At 74.2% G+C, this 20,572-nt stretch carries 20 protein-coding genes; 10 read left to right on the top strand and 10 right to left on the bottom strand.

The features are described from left to right. Positions 1-152 precede the first annotated feature (152 nt). A complete protein-coding gene (locus ACFVWU_RS09225; protein ID WP_387617374.1) occupies positions 153-926 on the top strand; it encodes a uracil-DNA glycosylase in 774 nt (257 codons plus the stop codon). Between the two features lie 47 nt (positions 927-973). Here the strand turns inward: ACFVWU_RS09225 and ACFVWU_RS09220 are convergent, their stop codons facing one another. Further along, positions 974-1,852, bottom strand: a complete 879-nt coding sequence (locus ACFVWU_RS09220) for a CHAD domain-containing protein (protein ID WP_387617372.1) — start codon at positions 1,850-1,852, stop codon at positions 974-976. A gap of 159 nt (positions 1,853-2,011) precedes the next feature. On the opposite strand from ACFVWU_RS09220, the gene ACFVWU_RS09215 reads away from it, so the two are divergent. From ACFVWU_RS09215 to ACFVWU_RS09205, 3 genes are all read left to right on the top strand, one after another. Continuing rightward, complete coding sequence (locus ACFVWU_RS09215) at positions 2,012-2,686, top strand: hypothetical protein (protein WP_387617370.1); 675 nt, start codon at positions 2,012-2,014, stop codon at positions 2,684-2,686. A gap of 144 nt (positions 2,687-2,830) precedes the next feature. Then, a complete protein-coding gene (locus tag ACFVWU_RS09210; RefSeq protein ID WP_387617368.1) occupies positions 2,831-3,646 on the top strand; it encodes a DsbA family protein in 816 nt (271 codons plus the stop codon). A gap of 84 nt (positions 3,647-3,730) precedes the next feature. Further along, positions 3,731-4,387, top strand: coding sequence for a vitamin K epoxide reductase family protein (locus tag ACFVWU_RS09205; protein WP_387617366.1), 657 nt, complete (start codon positions 3,731-3,733; stop codon positions 4,385-4,387). A gap of 606 nt (positions 4,388-4,993) precedes the next feature. Here ACFVWU_RS09205 and ACFVWU_RS09200 read toward each other — a convergent pair. From ACFVWU_RS09200 to ACFVWU_RS09190, 3 genes are read right to left on the bottom strand one after another with little or no spacing between them, the layout of a single operon-like run. Then, a complete protein-coding gene (locus ACFVWU_RS09200; protein WP_387617364.1) occupies positions 4,994-6,067 on the bottom strand; it encodes a serine hydrolase domain-containing protein in 1,074 nt (357 codons plus the stop codon). 29 nt (positions 6,068-6,096) lie between these two features. Continuing rightward, positions 6,097-6,612, bottom strand: a complete 516-nt coding sequence (locus ACFVWU_RS09195; RefSeq protein ID WP_387617362.1) for a GNAT family N-acetyltransferase — start codon at positions 6,610-6,612, stop codon at positions 6,097-6,099. Positions 6,613-6,636: 24 nt separating this feature from the next. Beyond that, complete coding sequence (locus ACFVWU_RS09190; protein WP_387617360.1) at positions 6,637-7,029, bottom strand: ankyrin repeat domain-containing protein; 393 nt, start codon at positions 7,027-7,029, stop codon at positions 6,637-6,639. 385 nt (positions 7,030-7,414) lie between these two features. Between ACFVWU_RS09190 and ACFVWU_RS09185 the strand changes: the two genes are divergently transcribed. The 3 genes from ACFVWU_RS09185 to ACFVWU_RS09175 all read left to right on the top strand — a co-directional run bounded on the left by ACFVWU_RS09185 (position 7,415) and on the right by ACFVWU_RS09175 (position 9,985). Beyond that, positions 7,415-7,609 carry a hypothetical protein gene (locus ACFVWU_RS09185; protein WP_355669189.1) on the top strand — a complete coding sequence of 65 codons (195 nt, stop codon included), beginning with the start codon at positions 7,415-7,417 and terminating at the stop codon, positions 7,607-7,609. Between the two features lie 111 nt (positions 7,610-7,720). Continuing rightward, entirely contained in the window at positions 7,721-9,334 is a 1,614-nt protein-coding gene (locus ACFVWU_RS09180; RefSeq protein WP_387617357.1) for a hypothetical protein, read from the top strand. 276 nt (positions 9,335-9,610) lie between these two features. Beyond that, positions 9,611-9,985: an RNA polymerase-binding protein RbpA gene (locus tag ACFVWU_RS09175; protein WP_355365562.1), complete on the top strand. Its 375-nt coding sequence runs from the start codon at positions 9,611-9,613 to the stop codon at positions 9,983-9,985. 204 nt (positions 9,986-10,189) lie between these two features. Here the strand turns inward: ACFVWU_RS09175 and fxsA are convergent, their stop codons facing one another. The 5 genes from fxsA to ACFVWU_RS09150 all read right to left on the bottom strand — a co-directional run bounded on the left by fxsA (position 10,190) and on the right by ACFVWU_RS09150 (position 15,220). Beyond that, positions 10,190-10,768 carry an FxsA family membrane protein gene (gene fxsA / locus ACFVWU_RS09170; RefSeq protein ID WP_387617355.1) on the bottom strand — a complete coding sequence of 193 codons (579 nt, stop codon included), beginning with the start codon at positions 10,766-10,768 and terminating at the stop codon, positions 10,190-10,192. Positions 10,769-10,823: 55 nt separating this feature from the next. Continuing rightward, the gene (lnt, locus tag ACFVWU_RS09165) at positions 10,824-12,473 is read right to left on the bottom strand and encodes an apolipoprotein N-acyltransferase (protein WP_387617353.1); all 1,650 of its coding nucleotides are present in this window, start codon (positions 12,471-12,473) and stop codon (positions 10,824-10,826) included. A 166-nt stretch (positions 12,474-12,639) separates the two neighbouring features. Next, positions 12,640-13,098: an N-acetyltransferase gene (locus ACFVWU_RS09160; protein WP_387617351.1), complete on the bottom strand. Its 459-nt coding sequence runs from the start codon at positions 13,096-13,098 to the stop codon at positions 12,640-12,642. Between the two features lie 42 nt (positions 13,099-13,140). Further along, positions 13,141-14,748 carry an amidohydrolase gene (locus ACFVWU_RS09155; protein WP_387617349.1) on the bottom strand — a complete coding sequence of 536 codons (1,608 nt, stop codon included), beginning with the start codon at positions 14,746-14,748 and terminating at the stop codon, positions 13,141-13,143. Positions 14,749-14,779: 31 nt separating this feature from the next. Then, positions 14,780-15,220: an Lrp/AsnC family transcriptional regulator gene (locus ACFVWU_RS09150; protein WP_045694655.1), complete on the bottom strand. Its 441-nt coding sequence runs from the start codon at positions 15,218-15,220 to the stop codon at positions 14,780-14,782. Between the two features lie 396 nt (positions 15,221-15,616). On the opposite strand from ACFVWU_RS09150, the gene ACFVWU_RS09145 reads away from it, so the two are divergent. Next, on the top strand, positions 15,617-16,090 hold the full coding sequence (locus ACFVWU_RS09145) for a hypothetical protein (RefSeq protein ID WP_387617347.1): 474 nt from the start codon (positions 15,617-15,619) through the stop codon (positions 16,088-16,090). A gap of 101 nt (positions 16,091-16,191) precedes the next feature. Here the strand turns inward: ACFVWU_RS09145 and ACFVWU_RS09140 are convergent, their stop codons facing one another. Continuing rightward, positions 16,192-17,355, bottom strand: coding sequence for an acyl-CoA dehydrogenase family protein (locus ACFVWU_RS09140; RefSeq protein WP_387617345.1), 1,164 nt, complete (start codon positions 17,353-17,355; stop codon positions 16,192-16,194). A 212-nt stretch (positions 17,356-17,567) separates the two neighbouring features. Between ACFVWU_RS09140 and ACFVWU_RS09135 the strand changes: the two genes are divergently transcribed. Both ACFVWU_RS09135 and ACFVWU_RS09130 read left to right on the top strand, forming a co-directional pair. Continuing rightward, entirely contained in the window at positions 17,568-18,200 is a 633-nt protein-coding gene (locus tag ACFVWU_RS09135; RefSeq protein ID WP_387617343.1) for a uridine kinase, read from the top strand. A 421-nt stretch (positions 18,201-18,621) separates the two neighbouring features. Continuing rightward, positions 18,622-20,550, top strand: a complete 1,929-nt coding sequence (locus ACFVWU_RS09130; protein ID WP_387617490.1) for an AAA family ATPase — start codon at positions 18,622-18,624, stop codon at positions 20,548-20,550. Positions 20,551-20,572 lie beyond the last annotated feature (22 nt).

Raw genomic sequence — 20,572 nt, 5'->3', positions numbered from 1 at the left:
CGCGGCCTCCGCGCACACCGGCGTGTCCGGCCACCGCCGACCCGGCCCGGCCGGGGGCCACCGGAGCAACTGATTCCACGCTACGCCTGCCCGGCTGACGCCGGAACGCGACGTCCTGCAGACCCTCGGAGCGGAGACCCTAGGATCGGGCCATGCCGCAGTCCCCCGCCGACGACCCCGGCCACCCCCGCCACCCCGCCGAGGCCGCCGCCCGGGCCGCCGGACTCACCGCGCTGGACCGCGTCGTCACCGGCTGCCGGGCCTGCCCCCGCCTGGTCGAATGGCGCGAGGAGACCGCCCGCACCAAGCGCCGCGCCTACCAGGACTGGGACTACTGGGCCCGCCCCATCCCCGGATTCGGCCCGCCCGACGCCCCGCTCGTCCTGGTCGGCCTCGCCCCCGCCGCCCACGGCGCCAACCGCACCGGCCGGATCTTCACCGGCGACCCCTCCGGCGACCTCCTCTACGCCGCCCTCTACGACCTCGGGCTCGCCAACCGCCCCGAATCCGTCCGCTACGGCGACGGCCTGGAACTGTACGGCGTGCGGATCACCGATCCGGTCCGCTGCGCCCCGCCCGACAACAAGCCCAGCACCGCCGAACGCGACACCTGCCGCCCCTGGATCACCCGCGAACTGCAACTGCTGCGCCCCACCGCACGAACCGTCGTCGCCCTCGGCGGCTTCGCCTGGCAGGCCGTGCTCCCGGCGATCGCCGACGCCGGCTGGCAGGTCCCCCGCCCCCGCCCGGCCTTCGGCCACGCCGCGCGGGTCACCCTCCCCGCCCGTGACGGCGGCCCCGACCTACGGCTCTACGGCTGCTACCACGTGAGCCCGCGCAACACCAACACCGGCCGCCTGACCACGGCGATGCTCCGCGAGCTGCTCCGCGACGCCGCCCGCTCGGCGGGGCTCAGCCCGCGGTAGCCCGTCCCGACACCGCGGCCGGACCGGCCGCACCCGGGGGACGCGCCCTACCCGAACCGCGCCAGCTTCCGCTTCCCCGCCGGCGCCCACACCTCCACCAGCCGGCCGCGCGCGGCCTCCGCCGCCGCGAGCTGGCGGGCGTACAGGGCGCCGTAACCGAAGGGCTCGCCGCCCGCGTCCGGCTGGGCGGCGAGGGCCGCGGCGGCGACCACCGCGTCCTGGTGCTCGCCCAGGACCTCCTGGACGGCCTTCATCCGCTCCGCGTACAGCTCGGCCGCCGGGCCGACCGCCGCGGCGGCGGTCTCGCCGGCGTAGCGGGCCCGTTTGGCGCACTTGCGGGCCTCGTGCAGCGCCCGGTCGCGGTCCTCCGGGTCGGCGGTGAGGGCGGCGTGGACCCGTTCGGCCGTGCGGCGCTGCTCGCGGGCCGCGACCCGGGACAGCTCGGGGACGGCCGGACGGTCCGCACGCCGCCGTAGTGGGGGGTCGGCGAGCAGGGTGGTCAGGGCCTCGGCCAGAGCGCGGCGACGGGGGCTGTCCAGGGCCGCGGCCACCTCGGGCCGGACCCGGCGGTACTCGGCCTCGCCCCACCGCTCCAGCGCGCCCGCGACCCGCTCCGGTCCGCACTCGGCCGGCAGCTCGCGGGCCTGAGTGGCCAGCCGCTCGGCGAGCACCTCGCGGTCCCGGGCGCGGCCCAGGGCGGCGCCCAGCCAGCGCAGGTCGGCGACGACACCGTCGGTGGTGCCGGGGGCGAGGAGCCGGCGGAAGGTCCGCAGGGCGCTGCGCAGCCGCCGGCAGGCGACCCGCATCCGGTGGACCGCGTCGGGCTCGTCCGCCCGGACGGCCTCGTCCAGTCCGGCCAGCACCACGGCCTGGGCCTCGATGCGGTCGAGCAGCACCTGTCCCACCGTGGTTTCGGGCCTCGCCATGTGCGTCCACCCCCTCGTCGGGGTCGCCGGGAACGCCTTCCAGGCTAGTCCGGTAGCTGCCGCTGTCGACCGCGCTTGGGCCGCTGAGGGGACGTCATGCGAGCGCGAACGACCATGCGCCCTCGTGCCGGGCGTCAGTGCCATGGCATACTCCCGAGCGTGACGACCTCCACCCATGCGACCAGGGCCCTGCGGGCCGCGGTGTTCACCGCGCTCGCCGTGCCGATGGCCGCGTTGGGCCAGGTGGTCATCACCGGCCGCCCGCTGCCGCTGTCGCTGGTGGCCACGGCGTGCGTCGTCGTCTTCCTGGTCGCGGCCGCGCTGGCCGGCGGGGAGCGGCGGCTGCTGCACATCTCCGGTGTGATGGTGCCGGTCGAGCTGCTGCTCAACACCACCTTCAACCTGGGCCAGACCGGCTGTGGGCCGGTCCTGTCCGAGCACGTGTCCGCGCGCGGGGTGAACCTGCTGGTCTGCGGCGGCGGTTCGGTGGACGGCTCGCTGCTGGGCGGCCCGCTGGGCCACGCCGGGCAGTTGGCGCCCGCCGCGACCCAGCTGCTGCTCCTGGTGGTGCACCTGGCGATCGCGCTGGCCGCCTCGGCCTGGCTGCGGCTGGGCGACGCGGCGCTGTCGGGCCTGGCCCGGGCGCTGCGCGCGCTGCGCCAGTCGCTGACCCGCCCGCTGCGGGCGCTGGTCGTCCTGCTGCTCCCCGCCCCGGCGCGCCCGGTGCTGCGGGTGCCGCTGCCGGTGTCGGACCGTGAGCGGCCGCGCCGCGAGGACGTGGTGCTGAGCCCGGCGCCCCGGCGCGGTCCGCCCTCCTTCGCGCCTGCCTGCTGACCCGGTCACGACCGAGGTTCCGTCCCGTACATCCCGTACGCCCGCAGGCAGTGCGCACGACTCCCGCGTTCACCGACCCCGCCGCACCCGTGTGTGCGGCTCCCCGCGCGCACCCGCGCGCCGCGTACAGGAGTTGACTTTCCCGTGGCTCAGTCCCCGACCAAGCAGCAGGCCAAGCGCATCAGCGCCCGTGAGCGGATCCAGGAGGCACAGCGCCGCGAGCAGCAGGCGGCCAAGCGCCGCCAGCGGATCGTCGTGACCGTCTCCGCCGTCGTCGTCCTCGCCCTCGCGGGCGGTGTCGCGCTCGCGATCAACACGGGCTCGAAGAAGGACGACAAGGCCTCCGCGGCCTCCTCCGCCGCCCCGCTGGTCGTCCCCGCCAACGCCTCCGGCCCGGACGGCACGGTGATCACCTACGGCAAGGCCGACGCCCCGCACACCATGGAGGTGTACGAGGACTTCCGCTGCCCGGTCTGCAAGCACTTCGAGGCGGCGAACGGCCAGACCGTCAAGGAGATCACCCAGGAGGGCCAGATCAAGGTGGAGTTCCACCTGGCCGCCTTCCTCGACAAGAACCTCGGCGGCAAGGGCTCGCGCACCGCGCTGGCGGCGGCCGGCGCCGCGCTGAACGAGGGCGTGGACAAGTTCAAGGCCTTCCACGACGTGCTGTACGCCAACCAGCCGGACGAGCGCGCGGACGGCTTCGGCGACGTCAACCACATCCTCGACCTGGCCGGCCAGGTGCCCGGGCTGAAGACGGACGCCTTCGTGAAGGCCGTCACCGACAAGACCTACGCGCCGTGGGCGGCGAAGGTCGCCGACGCGTTCAACGACAGCGGGGTGACGGGCACTCCGACGGTCAAGGTGGACGGCAAGCCGATCAACCTGTTCGCCGGCAACTCCGCCGCGACTCCGGAGCAGTTCACCGCGCAGGTCAAGCAGGCCGCCGGCCTCCAGTAGGCCGCACCGCACCGCACGGCACCACCGGCCCGGCCGAACTCCCGGCCGGGCCGGCCCTCCCGAGCCAGCCACCGGAGTGCTGCCATGACCGCCGCGACCACCGTTCACCTGTCCCAACCCGCCCCCGACGCCGCCGACGCCGGCCGAGCCGCGATCGGCGCGAGCCGGGCCTTCGCGATCCTGCTGTTCCTCGGCGGGCTGATCGGGCTGGCCGCCTCGGCCGTCCTGACCTTCGACAAGCTCCGCATCCTGGAGAACCCCTCCTACGTCCCCAGCTGCAACATCAACCCGGTGATCAGCTGCGGTTCGGTGATGCGCACCGAGCAGGCCTCGGTGTTCGGCTTCCCCAATCCGCTGCTCGGCCTGGCGGCCTTCGGCGCGCTGGCGGCGATCGGCGCGGGGCTGCTGGCCGGTGCCGCCTACCGGCGCTGGTTCTGGCTGGGCCTGCACGGCGGGACGGTGCTGGGCGTCGTGTTCACGCACTGGCTGATCGTCCAGGCGCTGTACGACATCGGCGCGCTGTGCCCGTACTGCATGGTGGTGTGGGCGACGGTGGTGGCGCTGTTCTGGTACACCACCCTGCACAACCTGCGGACGGGCGTGATCCCTGTGGGGCCGAGGATGCGGGCGGTCGTCCGGGAGGCGGCGCGCTACCACTGGGCGCTGCCGGCGCTGTGGGCGGCGGTGATCGCGCTGCTGGTCCTCAACCGGTTCTGGTACTACTGGAGCACCCTGGTCTGAGACCCGCTCACCCCACGTACCCCGCCGAGTGCAGCAGTGCGGCGACGCCGGTCCGCCGGGCCTCCAGGGCCCCGGTGAGCCGGCGCGCCGCGCAGGGGTGCAGCAGGGCGGTGGCCTTGGCGGGGTTGTGAGCTGTTCGGCCGCGAGTGCGCGTGAGGGCGCACGCGTTGCACGCTCGCGCCCTCCGGACTGGGCTCGATCCGGTGGCTGCGGTAGCGTCGAGCCCGCGATCTGGGACGCCGGGAACGGCGCCAGCGTGCGGGGCTCCCTCTCCACCAGAGCGATGGTTTGGGAGCTCCCCGTCGCCTCTGGCCGTGCCCACCTGGCCAGGTCGCGAGGGAGCCGGCCTCCCGGGAAGGACCACTCACGGGATGCGTGTCGCCCAGCGGGGTTGAGTACGCCGGGGACCAGTGCGCCCAAGACCGTTCGGGGCGTGCGGCTCATCGGGAGTCATTCCTGATCAGTCCAGAGGAACGGTGAAGTAGCCGTGGTCGGCGATCTCCTCGACCTGGAGACGGACCACCGCACCCGCCGCGACCACGCCGCCGTCGAACATGAAGTGCACGGCGGGGTTGGCGTGTCGGCCCTGGTCGGGGATCGCCTCGCTTACCCGAACACGGCTTGCCGGAAGGCGTTGCGCAGGTCGGTGAGCGGCTGGGTGGTCCGGTCGTAGTGCACCTTGTTGGTGAGCAGCAGCGCCCAGCGGCCGAGCCGGCGGGAGACCCAGATGCCGGTGCCGGTGAAGCCGTAGTGGACGAAGGTGCCCTCGGCGGGTTCGGTGCCGGGGGCGTACAGCCAGGACAGCCCGCGGGCGGGGGCGAGGCCGCCGGTCTGCTCGCGCAGTGATTCGGTGATCCACGGTTCGCCCCAGGGCAGTTGGGGTGGCGGGGCGAGCAGGGCGGTGAGGAAGCGGGCGAGGTCGTGGGCGGTGGAGAAGACCCCGGCGTTGCCGGAGACCCCGCCGAGCAGCCGGGCGGAGGGGTCGTGCACCACACCGCGCAGATGGGCGCCGACCGACTCCTCGTACTCGGTGGGCGCGGTACGGGCGTTCGCCGCGGTGTCGAGCGGGCCGTACCGGGTGTCGGCCATGCCCAGCGGCCGCCAGACCCAGCGCGCGGCGAGTCGGTCCAGCGGCGCGCCGCCGAGGTCCTCGACCAGGTAGGTGAGCAGCACGGCGGCGCGGTCGGTGTACTCGACGGCCACGCCCGGTTCGCGGTGCAGCGGGGCGGCGATCACCCCGGCCCGGATCGCCGCGAGGTCCCGACCGTAGCGCTGCTCGAAGCGGGTGCGCGGGAGCATTCCGGCGGTGTGCGCGAGGAGTTGACGAGCCGTCACGGTTCCGGACGGGTGCCCCGCGGCGGGCTGCCACCAGCGGCCGAGCGGTTCGTCCAGTGGCAGCCGCCCGAACTGCCGCAGCACGCCCGCACAGGGCCAGAGCGCGACGATCTTGGTGAGGCTGGCGAGGTCGTACAGCGTGTCCGGCCCGGGCACGAGCTCCGCGTACCGGCCTTGCCCGAGCACGCCTTGGCTGCCGCCGCCGAGCGTGCCGCCGGCGTCACCGACGGCCCAGACGGCGCCCGCGCCGACGGTGCGCACGCCCTCCCGGAGCAGTCGGTCCAACTCCCCGCCGGGCTCGGCCAGGGCGGGGAGTCGTTCGGTTTCGGGCGGTCGGTGGCTCACCACGGGTGTCTACCCGGCGCGGCGGCCGCTCAGACCGCCTCGACGAGCTCCTTGCCGAGGCAGACGCTCAGCGGGTGGTCCTTGTAGATGCCGAACTTCCGGATCGCGACGTAGCCCTCGGACTCGTACAGCGCGATGGCCTCGGGCTGCTCGGTGCCGGTCTCCAGGACGAAGCGGGTGCGCCCGGCCTCGACGGCGGTCCGCTCCAGGCGGCGCAGCACCGCCCGGGCCAGGCCGCGACCGCGGGCGTCGGGTATCACGAACATCCGCTTCAGCTCGGCGTCGCCGTCGCGCAGCCCGTCCGGCCCGGCCTGCTTGGCCCGCCAGCCGCCGCAGGCGACCGGGCGGCCGTCCAGGTAGGCGATCATGAACAGTCCGGCCGGTGCCTCGAAGTCCTCGGCGTGCAGCACGGTCTCGTCCGGGTCGCCGTAGCGGCGGACGTACTCCTGCTGCACCTCCGCCGACAGGGCCTGGGCGTCGGGGTGGGCGTAACCGGTGACGCGGAACTCGACGGTGCCGGTGTCCTTGGTGGCGGTGCTCTCCATGGTTGGAAAGCCTACGATCCCTCCTCAGCGACCCTCGAACCGGGCGAGCAGCTCGGTCTTGCCGAACATCGCGGCGGCCTCGACGGCGGAGGGGTAGCCGGCCTTCGGGTCCGCGCCGCCGGCCAGCAGGGCGCCCACGACGTCCACGGTGCCCTTGAAGACGGCTCCGGCCAGCGGGGTCTGGCCCTTGTCGTTGGCACGGTTCGGGTCGGCGCCGCGCGCGAGCAGCGCCTCGACGGTGTCGGTGTGGCCGTGGTAGGCGGCCAGCATGACCAGGGTGTCGCCGCTGCCGTTGGTGAGGTCCGCGGAGACGCCCGCGTCGACGGCGGCGGTCAGGGTGTCGGTGTCTCCGGTCCGGGCGGCGTCGAAGAGCTTCCCGGCGAGCGCGATCACCTCGGCGTCGGGGGCATCGGTCATGGCGGGCTGCCTTTCCTGGGAACTGGCGAGGGAGCGGTGCGTACCGCACCGTATCGGCCGGCGCGAAACCGGGCCAGCCGGTGTCCGGATTCCGGATGACGGCCGGCCCCGGCGGGGCACCCGGCCGCGCGGGTTGCGCAGCCGTTCGAGCGAACTTCCCGGAGCCCCCGGAAACCTCCCGCCCGCTCCCCGGGAATGCCTCCCGCACCGAATCCGCGCGACACAAGGCCCCCACCCCGGCCGGTTCGCATACCCCCGTCCGTTCTCCCGAACGGCATTGAACGGCAGAACCACCCGTTTGCACCGTTCCATCAGCTATTACTTTTTGTCACGATTAGGGCACTTTAAGTAACACTGTCCCCGCCCCCTCCCCGAGGAGCAGAACGTGATCCTCAATGTCTCCGCGCTCGTCCTGTTCGGCACCGTCGCCTTTCTGTTTTTCCGCAGAGACGGCCTGAAGATGTCGCACGCCATCGTCTGCGCCCTCTTCGGCTTCTACATCGCCGGTTCCTCGATCGCCCCGAGCATCACGGCGGGCGGCGCCAGCCTGGCGAGCCTGCTCGGCGGCATCAAGTTCTAGGACCGCCACTCCCCGTACGGGCCCGGGCGCGGATCCCACCGCCCCGGGCCCCGTCGTACCCGAGCAGTCCTCCCTCACCCCACCCGTCCCACTCGCCCGGGGAGTCACGGAATGCCGCTCCACCGCCATCTCACCAAGGGCCGCGAGATCGCCCGAACCGCCGGGGACCACGCCTCCGACATGTTCGCCCCGCTCGCCGTGATCGGCCGGGGCCTGCGTCACCACGCCGACTGGGCCCGGACCCGCTGGCAGGCCACCCCGCAGGAACGCCGCGGCCCGACCCTGTTCCTGACCGCCGCGACGCTGATCGGCATCTACCTGCTGCCGCACGGCCTGCTGTTCGCACTGGTCGCCCTGATGGCCAGCTCCGCCTGGACCGGCCGGCCCCCCAAGGCCGCGCCCGCCCCGCCCGCGCCCGACGTCGCCGAGATCAAGCTGAGCGCCCTCTACTCGGCGCTCACCCCGTACCTGTGCGGGCCCGAGGACGCCAACCCGCTGTACCACTTCGAGGGCAGCTACAAGAGCGCCTTCAGCTCCTGGGAGTTCGACGGCGAGGGCCGGCTCTCCCGGCTGGAGCTGGGCTACCCGGCGTACTTCACCGACACCGAGCCGGCCGCCCGCGCGCGGATCGAGCAGGTCGTCCAGGGCAAGGCCGGGCGGGCCCGGGAGTACCGCTTCGACTGGGACGAGGAGTCCAACCGGCTCCGCATCGCCGCGATGGCACCGCTGGCCACCGACATCGTCGCCCAGCGCTTCGTGGCCGCCCCGGGCGAGATCGTGCTCGGCTTCACCGACGAGGACGGCACCGCCCGCACCATCCCGGTCAGCCAGGGCGGCACCACCGCCCAGCAGCCGCCGGTGGTCTGGCGCACCGGCCCGCGCTCCTCCGAGCCGCACCTGCTGGCCCTCGGGGTCGCCGGCTACGGCACCTCCAGCCTGCTGCGCTCGCTCGCGCTCCAGGCCCTCCCGTACGCCGACCTGGTGGTGATCGACGGCGCCGGCACCGGAGAGCACGCCTGCCTGGTGAACCGGCCCGGCGTGCACACCGTGGAGACCAGCCTGCACGGCACGCTGGCCGCGCTGGAGTGGGCCGCCAGGGAGACCGACCGCCGGCTCGCCGCGCTGAACGCCGCCCGGCACGCCGGGACCGCCCCGCCGGAGGACGCCACCCGGCCGCTGTGGCTGCTGCTGGACCACCCGACCGAGCTGAGCGAGCTCGCCCACGCCGAGGGCCGACCCGACCCCCAGGACCTGCTGGAGCTGCCGCTGCGGCACGGCCGGGCCGCCCGGGTCACCGTGGTGATCGCCGACGACATCGAGGCCCGGGACCGGCTCACCCCGACCGTCCGGGCCACCACCCGGGCCCGGGTGGTGCTCGGCCCGGCCGGGCCCGAGGAGGGCCACGCCGCACTCGGCGCACCGCTGGACATCGTGCCCGCCGCGCACGCCCCGATCGGCCGCGGCTACGCCCGGATCGGCAACGGCGCCCCGGTCCGGCTCCAGGTGCCCGCCACCGTCGACCCGCTGGACGACGAGGCCCCGCCGCAGCTGCGGGACGCGGTGATCGCCCTGCTGCCGCACCGCGACAGCCGGACCGAGGCCGCCCCGGGAACGCCGCCCCGCCCGGAGCACCCGCCGACGGTCCCGGCCGACGGCGCGCCCGAAGCCCGCCCGGTCGACCTCGGCAAGACCGAACCGATGATCCGTTCCCGACCGATCTCCTGAACACGGGTAAGAGGGGGCGGCGACGGCCGTCGAATCCCGTCCCGGTACGCTCGACACGGAAAGGCCGACCGATCACCAGATGTGAAATAGGTGACACCTGGGGTGATATCACCGGCCAGATGTGACAAATCGGGCGCTGGTGGGTACAAACAGGGGCGGCACGACAGACGACGCATGTCCCGGGACGGGAATCTTCGTCGGAAGCCGAGCGTTGACCGAACGACGAAGAACAGCGACCACTAGTCCTGTGGGCCATAAGCCCGGGAGGCACGATTCATGAGCGAGCGAGCTCTCCGCGGCACGCGACTCGGGGCCACTAGCTACGAGACCGACCGTGGTATCGATCTGGCTCCCCGCCAGACCGTCGAGTACGCATGTCAGAACGGACACCGTTTCGAGGTTCCTTTCTCGGTCGAGGCGGAGATCCCCGCGACCTGGGAATGCCGCTTCTGTGGGCAGGAGGCGGCACTTCTCGACGGTGACGAGCCGGAGGAGAAGAAGGTCAAGCCCACGCGCACCCATTGGGACATGCTGATGGAGCGCCGGACGCGCGAGGAGCTGGAGGAGGTGCTGGCCGAGCGGCTGGCCGTGCTCCGCTCCGGCGGGATGAACCTCGCGGTGCACCCGCGGGACACCCGTAAGAGCGCCTGACACACCTCTCTCCCGCCGCTGGGCGGGAGGACGCGAAAAGGGACCCTGGTCACCAGGGTCCCTTTCGCGTTGTCCCGCGTTGTCCGGAGCGGTACTGCCCTGGAACCGGTACTGCCCTGGAACGGTACGGGCCCGGAACGGCAACGGGCCGCCCGGTCGGGCGGCCCGTGTCGATCCCGTGCGGCTCGGCCGGCTCGGGCCGGCTCAGCCGGTGATCGGCGGGCGGTAGGTGGTGTCCGGGCCCTGCGGGCCGCGCGGGCCGGCGTCCGGCTCGACCACCTCGCCCTGGATCACCTTGCCGTCCGGGCGGTGGATGCGCATCTGCTCCTGCAGCCGCATCGCGTCCGCGAACGGGTCGGCGCCGACGGTGGAGGTGCTGCGCAGCGCCTTGTCCGCGATCCGGCGCCCGGCGGCCCGCCACAGCGCCCGGGTGGGCGGGAACAGCAGGGTCAGGGCGATCAGGTCCGACAGGAAGCCGGGGATGATCAGCAGCAGCCCGGCCAGCACGGTCATGCTGGTCCCGGTCTGCGGCTGCTGGGACTGCGGGTTCTTGCTCTGTTCGATGGCCGCCGACAGCGCCTTCACCCCGGCCCGCTTGATCAGCGAGCCGCCGATCACCCCGCCGGCGATGAGCAGCAGCAGGACGGCGAAGCCGCCCAGCCACGAGCCCACCAGGACCAGCAGCCAGATCTCCAGCACCAGCCAGGCGGTGATCAGCAGCGGCAGCACCCGTCGGAGCCTGCTCCGCGGGGCCGGACGCGTGGGGGTAGCTTGCTGGGTCACGGTACGAATCCACTCCAAGCGGTGCGCTGCGCGCCGCACGGGGGGTCCGGACCGGCTACGGCACCACCCGGTCCAACGATTCCCCGGCGGCGGGTGTTCCGGCGCCGGCCTTCTTGCGGCGGCCGACCAGCACGGCGGCGCCGCAGGCCAGCAGGCCGCCGATCGCCAGCGTCCACTCCGGGGCGGCGCCGACCTCGTCGGCCACCGTGGTGCCGTCGCGCAGCGGGACGGTCGCGGACAGCTCGGCCGGGGTCAGCTCCTGGGTGCGCTGCTCGACCGTGCCGTCCGGGGCGATCACCGCGCTGATGCCGCTGGTGGCGGCGATCAGGACGGCCCGGCCGTGCTCGACCGCGCGCAGCCGGCTCATCGCGAGCTGCTGCTCGGGCTGGCCGGTCTCGGCGTAGGTCGCGTTGTTGGTCTGCACCACCAGGACGCGGGCGCCGCTGTCCACGGTGTCCCGGACGATCTCGTCGTAGGCCACCTCGAAGCAGATCACGTCGCCGATCTTCGCCGGGCCGAGCTGCATCACGCCGTTGTGGTCGCCCGGGTAGAAGTCGCGGGCGACCCGCTGGAGGCGGGTGATCACCTTCATCAACTGGGCGCGGAACGGCACGTACTCGCCGAAGGGGACGGGGTGCTGCTTGGTGTAGGAGGCGCCGGGGCCGGTGACCGGGTCCCAGACGATGCCCTCGTTCTGGACGTGCTGGGCGTCCGGGCCGTCCACCAGGGTGCCGACCAGGGTGGGCACTCCGACGGCCTGGACCGCCTCGTCGATGCGCTGGCGGGCCAGCGGGTCGCTGAACGGGTCCAGGTCGGAGGAGTTCTCCGGCCAGATCACGACGTCGGGGCGCGGGAGCTTGCCGGCCTGGATGTCGGCGGCCAGGCGCTCGGTGGCCGAGGCGTGGTTGTTGAGGACCATCATCGGGCGCCCGAGGAAGTCCATGCCCGGGTTGGGCACGTTGCCCTGGACGATGGCGACCTTGACGGTGTCGTTCGCGGCGGTCGGCACCGGCACGAGGTAGCCGGCCAGCAGCGCGGCCACCGCGCCGAGCGCCGCCAGCGCGGCCGCCCTGGGGGCCTTGCGCGGCCCGCGCAGGCGCAGCGCGGCCCAGGCCAGCAGGGCGCCGGAGAGGGCGACGGCGAAGGTCACCAGCGGCGCGCCGCCGAGCGCCGCCAGCGGGGTGTACGGGGTGGCGGTGTTGGCGAAGGCGAGCCGGCCCCAGGGGAAGCCGCCGAGCGGCAGCCGGTCGCGCGCCCACTCCTGGGTGATCCACAGGCAGGCCGCCCAGAGGGGCCAGCCGGGCAGCCGGGAGGTGAGTGCCAGCGCGCCGCCGAGCAGGGCCAGGAACAGCGCCTCGACGACGGACAGGCCGACCGTGGCGTCCCAGCCGACCACCCGCAGCCAGCTGAGCAGCATCAGGAAGAACGGCAGGCCGAAGGCGAAGCCCGTCCACAGGCCCTGGCGGAAGGTGCGGCCGCGGGTGAGCAGCGAGAGCGCGGCGACGCCGAGCAGCGACAGCGGCCAGAGGTCGTAGGGCGGGAAGGCCAGCGCGAGCAGCAGGCCGGCCAGTGCGGCGAGGCCGGTCCGGGGCAGCCCGGCGCGGACCTTGGCGAGCGCGCGGGCGGCGCGGCCGGGCTTGCCGGGTGTGGCGGCCTGGTCCTGCGGCTCCGGAGCGGTCCCGGACCGCTCCTGGGTGACGGGCATGGCCACCGGCGCACCATCTTCCTGGGGCTTGCTGTTCGGACGCTGTCCGAAGAAGGTACCCCGGAAGGTCTGTGTCGCGTGAGGTCAGGGTGGTACGGCCCGCCCCCGGCCCGACCCCTCTCCGGCCCCTTTCCGGCCCCCTCCACCCGACCCGCCCGCGCCCGGGTCAGCGCTCGGCGTAGCGGACGTCGCGCAGCGGCCAGTGCTCGGCGAGCCAGCCGGAGACGGCCCGGTACAGCGGGGCGTCCAGCTCGGCGCGGTCGGCCCGGACCCAGGAGCTGACCGAGACCACGGACGGGTCCTCGCGGTCCGGGTAGATGTAGACGCAGCCGATCACCTCGTCCCGCTCCGGTTCCACGACGGTGTAGGTGAAGCCGGTGCGGGCCTCGAAGTCGGCGGCGTGGCGGCGCAGGTCCTCGCGGTTGCGGTCGAGCGGCATCCCGCCCGCGGGCGGCCAGCCGCGGCCCGCCCAGCCGGGGGTGGCGCGGATGTGGTCGATGCTGCCGGTCCACGCGGCGTGGTCGGAGTCGTTGTGCTGCTCGCCCAGGGGCTCCAGGCGGAACTCCGGGGCGAGCAGCTCGCGCGGGACGGTGAAGTCGGCGGGCACCAGGGGGTCGGTCGTCATGGTGAGCAACCTAAGCGCGCCGGGCCCGCCGGCTCATCCGATTTAGCGCTGGTGCACGGTGCGGCCGCGGACCACGGTGCGCAGGCAGGTGGGCAGCTCGCGGCCCGGGGTGAGGTCGGGCAGGCCGGGGGTGCCGGAGCGCGGATCGGTGGACCAGCCGGCCACCCGGGCGTCGGGGGCCTGGACGACCAGTTCCTCGGCGGCCCAGATCGCGTAGCTGGCGACCGCGCCGGGGACCAGCACGCCGTCCTGGTCGCGGCCGATCGCGCGCCAGCCGCCGCGGGTGTGGGCGGTGAAGGCGGCGCGGACCGAGATCCGGTGTTCCAGGGTCTGGTGGAAGGCCGCCGCGCGGACGGTGCCCCAGGGGTCGAGCGGGGTGACCGGGGCATCCGAGCCGAAGGCCAGCGGGACGCCGGCCCGCAGCAGGGCGGCGAAGGGATTGAGCGCGGCGGCCCGCTCGGCGCCCAGGCGCTGCACGTACATGCCGTCCGGGCCGCCCCAGGCGGCGTCGAAGGCGGGCTGGACGGAGGCGGTGAGGCCGAGCTCGGCGAAGGCGGCGATGGCCTTGTCGTCCAGGGCCTCGGCGTGCTCGACGCGGTGGCGCAGGGCCTTGACCCGGGCGGCGCCGACCCGTTCGCCGGCCGCGCGGACGCCCTCGACGACCGCCGCCACGGCGGCGTCGCCGATGGCGTGGAAGCCGGCCTGCAGCCCGGCCTCGGTGCAGGCGGCGACGTGGTCGGCGACCTGCTCGGCGCTCAGGTAGGCGGTACCGGTGTGCTCGGCGTCGGCGTACGGGGTGTGCAGGCAGGCGGTGCGCGAGCCGAGCGCGCCGTCCACGAAGAGGTCGCCGCCGGCACCCACCGCGCCGAGTCGGCGGGCGGTCTCGATGCCACCCAACTCGCCCCAGTAGCCGAAGACTTCGGGGCCCTCGCGGTCGGCGGCCAGCTCCAGCAGGGCGGCCAGGTCGGCCTCGGAGGAGATCTCCGGGCCCGCGCACTCGTGCAGGGCGCCGATGCCGAGTTCGGCGGCGCGGGCGAGGGTGGCGCGCTGGGCGCGGCGGCGCTGCTCGGGGGTGAGGTGGGCGAGCGCGGTCTGCCGGACGGCGTGGTGGGCGTCCTTGGTCAGCGGACCCTCGGCGTCGAAGCCGGGCCGCTCGGTGAGGCCCTCGGTGAGGGTGCGCAGCGCGGTGGTGGCGAGCGCGGAGTGCACGTCGGTGCGGGAGAGGTAGAGCGCGGCGCCGCGGGCGGCGGCGTCGAGCTCGGCGAGCGTGGGCGGGCGGCCCTCGGGCCAGCCGCTCTCGTCCCAGCCGTGACCGATCAGCACCCCGCCGGACTCGGGCCGGGCTTCGACGTAGGCGGTGACGGCCGCCAGGGTGGCGGCCAGCGAGGGGCTGCCGGTGAGGTCGAGGCCGGTGAGCGCCAGGCCGGTGGAGGTGGCGTGGACGTGGGCGTCCACGAAGGCGGGGGTGACCAGGGCGCCGTCCAGTTCGACGATCTCGTCCGCGGTGGCGGCGTACGCCTCGGCGGCGCCGTCGCTGCCGACCCAGGCGATGTGCTCGCCCTCCACGAGCATCGCGGTGGCGAAGGGGTCGGCGGGGCTGTAGACGGCGCCGCCGCGCAGCAGGACGGTCCGTGGAGTGCGTTCGGTCATGCCGCTAAGTCTGCACCCCACCGGTTCGACCTCAGAGCTTCGGGGGTCGGGCCTCGTAGGGGGTGGAGAGCACGACGGTGGTGCGGGTGGAGACGCCGGCGGCGCTGCGGATGCGGGCGAGCAGGTCCTCCAGGTCGCCGGGGGCGCCGACGCGCACCTTGAGGATGTAGTTCTCGTCGCCGGCGACGCTGTGGCAGGCCTCGATCTCGGGCAGGCCGGCCAGTCTCTCCGGGGTGTCGTCCGGGGCACTGGGGTCGAAGGGTTTGACCGAGATGAACGCGGTCAGCGCCAGGTCGACGGCGTCGGGGTCGATGATCGCGGTGTAGCCGCGGATCACCCCGCGCTGTTCGAGGCGGCGCACCCGCTGGTGCACCGCCGAGGTGGACAGGCCGGTGGCCTTGCCCAGGTCCGTGTAGCTCATCCGGCCGTCTTCTAGGAGCAGCTGGACGATGCGTTGGTCGAGATCCTCCACAGTGCGCAAACCTACCCGCTGGGGAGTACGGGGGCGCACGCGGTGTCGCACCGCCCCGAGCCGAAAGGCGTGCCGGTGCCGGAAGCGACGAGCGACAAGCGACAAGCGACAAGCGAGGAACGAGCGCCGGAGGGTGGGCCCCTCCTGCCCGAGGGCGGGCAAGGAGGGCGAACGTCGGCGCCGGGTCAAGAGCGCACGGAGGCGAGCGGGCGGATCACTGGAAGGCTTGCAGGTGTCAGACAGGCAAGTGCCGGATGAATGTGGCGCGCGGTGTGGCCAAGGACACACCCGGTGCATCACGGTGCACATCACCGCAGGGTTATGAGCCCGAATCACAGGGAAGTGCTGGTTGTGGCCCTGAGCGACCACGCCGGGCCCGATCCTAGGGGGATCCTCATGCCTGCTACTGACCAGCGCGTACTGGGCGCCGACGAGACCGACGATATGACCGGCCGCGACGACCTCGCGGTCGACCACGCGCCGGGCAGCGACCCCGTCGAGGTCGAGACCTGGGACGTCTTCCGGGTCCACTGCCCCGAGTGCCGCCGTCCGATCGCCCTGGTGGCGGACGAGGAACGGCTGCCGCAGCACGCCCTGCTCCCCACCGCCTGGAACCCCTTCGCCCCCGCGATCTGCCCGGGTTCGGGCGCGCCGACCGACGACCTGACGGAGGTCGAGGCCGCGGAGGACGCCGAGTCGGCCGGCTTCGACGCGCTGTTCAAGCTCCCGAGCGGGCTCGACTGGCGCACCCAGCCGTTCTCGCACGCGCTGGTGCACCGTCCGGCGCGGGGCGCGGCCGGCCCGGCTCAGGCCGCGCGGCCGGTCACGACGGTCATCCCGGAGCAGCGCCGGCGGCTGGTGCGGCGCTGATCGCCGCCCGCCGTACGTGAATTGACGCTCCGTCGAGAACGCCTGCGGCCGTCACTCCGCACCCTGGAGTGACGGCCGCAGGCCGTATCGGGGAAGGTTCGTCAGGCCTTCGTGAGGTGGCGGCCGATCACCAGCCGCTGGATCTGGTTGGTGCCCTCGACGATCTGCAGCACCTTGGCCTCGCGCATGAAGCGCTCGGCCGGGAAGTCCTGGGTGTAGCCGTAGCCGCCGAGCACCTGGACGGCGTCGGTGGTCACCCGCATCACCGTGTCGGTGCAGAACAGCTTGGCCATCGCCGCCTCCTTGGAGAACGGCCGGCCCGCGTCCCGCAGCCGCGCGGCGGACAGGTAGAGCGCGCGCCCGGCCTCGATCTGGGTGGCCATGTCGGCGAGCATGAAGGACAGGCCCTGGAACTCGGCGATCGTCCGGCCGAACTGGCGCCGGGTGCGGGCGTAGTCCACCGCGAGGTCGAGCGCGGCCTGGGCGACGCCGATCGCGCAGGCGGCGATGCCGAGGCGGCCGGAGTCCAGCGCGGCGAGCGCGATCTGGAAGCCCTGGCCCTCCTCGCCGATCAGCCGGTCGCGGGAGACCCGGGCGCCGTCGAAGTGCAGCTGGGCGGTCGGCGAGGAGCGCATGCCCATCTTGTGCTCCGGCGGCGCGGCCGACAGGCCCTGCTGGGCGCCGGGGACGAGCAGGCAGCTGATGCCCTTGGGGCCCTCGGCGCCGGTGCGCACCAGGGCGCTGTAGAAGTCGGCCTGCCCGCCGTGGGTGATCCACGCCTTGGTGCCGTTGACGACGTACTCCTCGCCGTCCAGGTCGGCGCGGGTGCGCAGGGCGGCCGCGTCCGAGCCGGACTGCGGCTCGGAGAGGCAGTAGGCGCCGAGCTGCTCGCCGGAGAGCATGCCGGGCAGCCACTGCTCGCGCTGCTCGTCGCTGCCGAAGGTGGCCAGCGCGTGGCAGGACAGGGTGTGCACGCTGACACCGAGGCCGACGGCCAGCCAGCCGGCCGCGAGCTCCTCCAGCACCTGCAGGTACACCTCGTACGGCTGCTCGCCGCCGCCGTACTTCTCGTCGTACGGGAGGGACAGCAGGCCGGCCTCGCCGAGGGTGCGGAAGACCTCCCGGGGGAAGCGGCCGGCGGCCTCGTCCTCCGCCGCGCGCGGCTGCAGCTCGCGCTGGACCAGGTCCCGGGTGAGGCTCAGCAGCTCGCGGGCCTCCTCGCTCGGCAGCTGGCGCTCCACGGCTTTCACGGGGGAGGGGGTCATGGCGGCGGTCGCCTCCTCGATCGGGCACCGGACCGAGGTGTCGGCTGGTCCGGCGCGGGGTGTGGCAGGTCTGCCCGACCGGCACCGGGTTGCGGTGAACGGCCGTTCACAGGCGTGGCGAAGGCGAGTATGCCCGAAACCCAGGCCGCCGTCACGACCAGCACAGATGAACTGTCCGCAGTGGTGGGCTACGGCACCGTAGGGTTGACGTTGTGGCTGTTTCCGGAACCCTCCGCTCCCCCCGTACGCCCGCGACCTGCGATCCGCTGACCTCGCTCGCCGCCGAGCTGCGCGCGCTGCCGCCCTCCTGCGGACCGGTGCGGCTGGTCGCGGTGGACGGGCACGCGGGCTCCGGCAAGACCACCTTCGCCGGGCGGCTGGCGGCGGCGCTCGACGGGGCGCCGGTGGTCCACCTCGACGACCTGGCCACCCACACCGAGTTCTTCGAGTGGACCGGGCGGCTGCGCGAGCAGGTGCTGGAGCCGCTGGCGGCCGGCCGGGACGCCTCGTACCGGGTGTACGACTGGACGCTGCGCCGCTTCGCGACCACCGCCGCGGTGCCGGCCGCCCCGGTGGTGCTGGTGGAGGGGGTCGGCGCGGGGCGCCGGGAGGTGCGTCCCCGGCTGGCCCGGGTGATCTGGATGGAGCTGGACGCCGTCGCGGCCCGGCGGCGCGGCGAGGAGCGGGACGGTCCGGAACTGGCCGAGTTCTGGGCCGGCTGGGCGCGGGCGGAGGCGGCGCACTTCGCCGCCGACCCGAGCCGCCCGTACGCCGCCACGCGCGTGGACGGGGTGACCGGACGGATCCTGCCGAGCACCGTCGGTGAATCTTCAACAAGCCCTTGACCTGCGACATCACCAGGATCTAGGTTCTCCTCAGCCGCCGAAACGCACTGTTCCGGCCGCCTCGGACCCGACGTCCCCGGCTTGTTCCCCCGTGAGCCGGGGGCGTCGTCCGGTCCCCTCCCACGTTGCGTCCCGCCGTCGGCGTTGCCCGGCTTTTCAGCCATCCGACCGCTCAACGACCGCGTGCGCGATCCCATTTGACCCCGTGCGACACCCTTCCGGATCAGCCCCGCGCCGGTACGATTCCTGGCAGGCGCATATGCGCCCCGGGGGCTTCCGACCACCGGCCCGGCAACGCTGAGGCGAACCGCCGGCCGAGCCCCGGGCCACACCGCGGGGGGCGTGAGTGACGACGGTGGACAGTTCCGACAGCACGGCGGGCGGCCCGGACCGGCTCGCCGACCGCGCCTGGCTGCGCGCCATGGACGCCTACACGGCCGGCGCCTACGCCCGTGCCGAGGAGGAGTTCCGGGCCGCCGTCCGGCTGGACCCGGGCATGGCCGACGCCTGGCTCGGCCTGCACGCCCTGCGCAGCGACACCTCGGCGGCACTGCTGGCCATGTACCGCCACCAGAAGCGCTTCGGCGAGCAGCGGCGGCTGCACCGGCGCCCGCTCAGCTCCTGGTACTGGCTGGGCTGGTGGGTGCAACCCGTCCTGGAGGACGCCCGCGACCTCGCGCTGGCGCACGCCTCGCACTGGCTGGACGGCCGCCACCTGGCCGAGCTGGACCGGGCGCTGGAGCAGTGCCCGGCGCCCAGTGAGGACCCCTCCGCCCAGTTCCTGTACGCCTGCCGCTCCTATCTGCTCAAGGACTGGGAGCAGCTGATCCGGGACACCGACCACCTGCTGGACGACCCGCTGCTGGGCATAGAGGCCGGGCTGTTCGCCGGGATGGCGCGGGTCCGCCTCGACATGTGCGCCCAGGCGCAGGCGCCGCTGGCCGCCTCGCTGGCGCGCTGCCGCTCCGAGCAGCCGCAGCGCAAGGAGCTGCGGTACTGGCTGGCCCGGGCGTACGAGGGGGCCGGACGCAGTGCGGCGGCACTGCCGCTGTACCGGGCGGTGCACCGGGCGGATCCGGCGTTCATGGACACCGCGACCCGGCTGGCGGCCATCGCGGCGGAGGACGCGCTCGCGGACGGGCTGCTGGCGGGCGAGCGCTCGGGCGGGGCGGAGACGACCGGGCCGGGGTACCGGGACGACACCGGGTATACCGAAGGGCCGTTCTACGGTGAGGAGTTCGGGACCGGGACGGCCGCACCGGGAGGCGGGCCCTCGGTCGACGCGAGCCTGGTGGACGGCGTCACCGACGGCGTCGCGGACGGCGCTCCGGCCGGGCCGACGGGCGGCAGCGCGCCACAGGCGGCCGGGGAGCGGTCCGGCTCGGGCCTCCCGGGCGGCCCCACCGGCCCCGCCGCACCCGTTCCGCTGCCGGTCCGCGGCGCGACGCAGCCCCGGGTCGCGCCCGGGCCCGCGCCCGCCCAGCAGGAGGGCGACGAGCGGGAGTTGGACGCGGCACTGGCCGAACTCTCGCTGATGGTGGGCCTGGAGCCGGTGAAGCGCCAAGTGCGCGCGCTCTCGGCCCAGTTGAGAATGAGCCGACTGCGCGCCGAACAGGGCCTGCCGGTCCAGCCGCCGAAGCGGCACTTCGTCTTCTCCGGCCCCTCCGGCACCGGCAAGACCACCGTGGCGCGGATCCTCGGCCGGGTCTTCCACGCCCTCGGCCTGCTCTCCGGCGACCACCTGGTGGAGGCCCAAAGAGCCGACCTGGTCGGGGAGTTCCTCGGCCAGACCGCCGTCAAGGCGAACGACCTGATCGACTCCGCGCTGGACGGCGTGCTGTTCATCGACGAGGCGTACAGCCTCTCCAACTCCGGCTACACCAAGGGCGACGCGTACGGCGACGAGGCGTTGCAGGTGCTGCTGAAGCGGGCCGAGGACAACCGGGACCGGCTGGTGGTGATCCTGGCCGGCTACCCCGAGGGGATGAACCGGCTGCTCGCCACCAACCCCGGCCTCAACTCCCGGTTCACCACCCGGGTCGACTTCCCCAGCTACCGCCCGAACGAACTGACCGCGATCGGCGCGGCACTGGCCGGCCGGGACGGCGACGGCTGGGACGACGACGCGGCCGAGGAGCTGGCCAGCATCTGCACCCACGTGGTGCGCGAGGGCTGGATCGACGAGCTGGGCAACGGCCGGTTCATCCGCACCCTGTACGAGAAGTCCTGCGCCTACCGGGACCTGCGGCTGTCGCTGCTGCGCGAGCCGCCGGGCCGGGAGGACCTGGCGACGCTGCGGCTGCCGGACCTGGTGCAGGCCTACGGGGAGCTGATCGACGGCCGGGGCTGACGACCGGCTCCCCCTCCCGCCC

The sequence above is a fragment of the Kitasatospora sp. NPDC058190 genome (assembly GCF_042883685.1).
Lineage (GTDB): Bacteria > Actinomycetota > Actinomycetes > Streptomycetales > Streptomycetaceae > Kitasatospora.
Note: the sequence above shows the minus strand (reverse complement) of the source record. Positions and strands in the feature narration are given on the sequence as shown.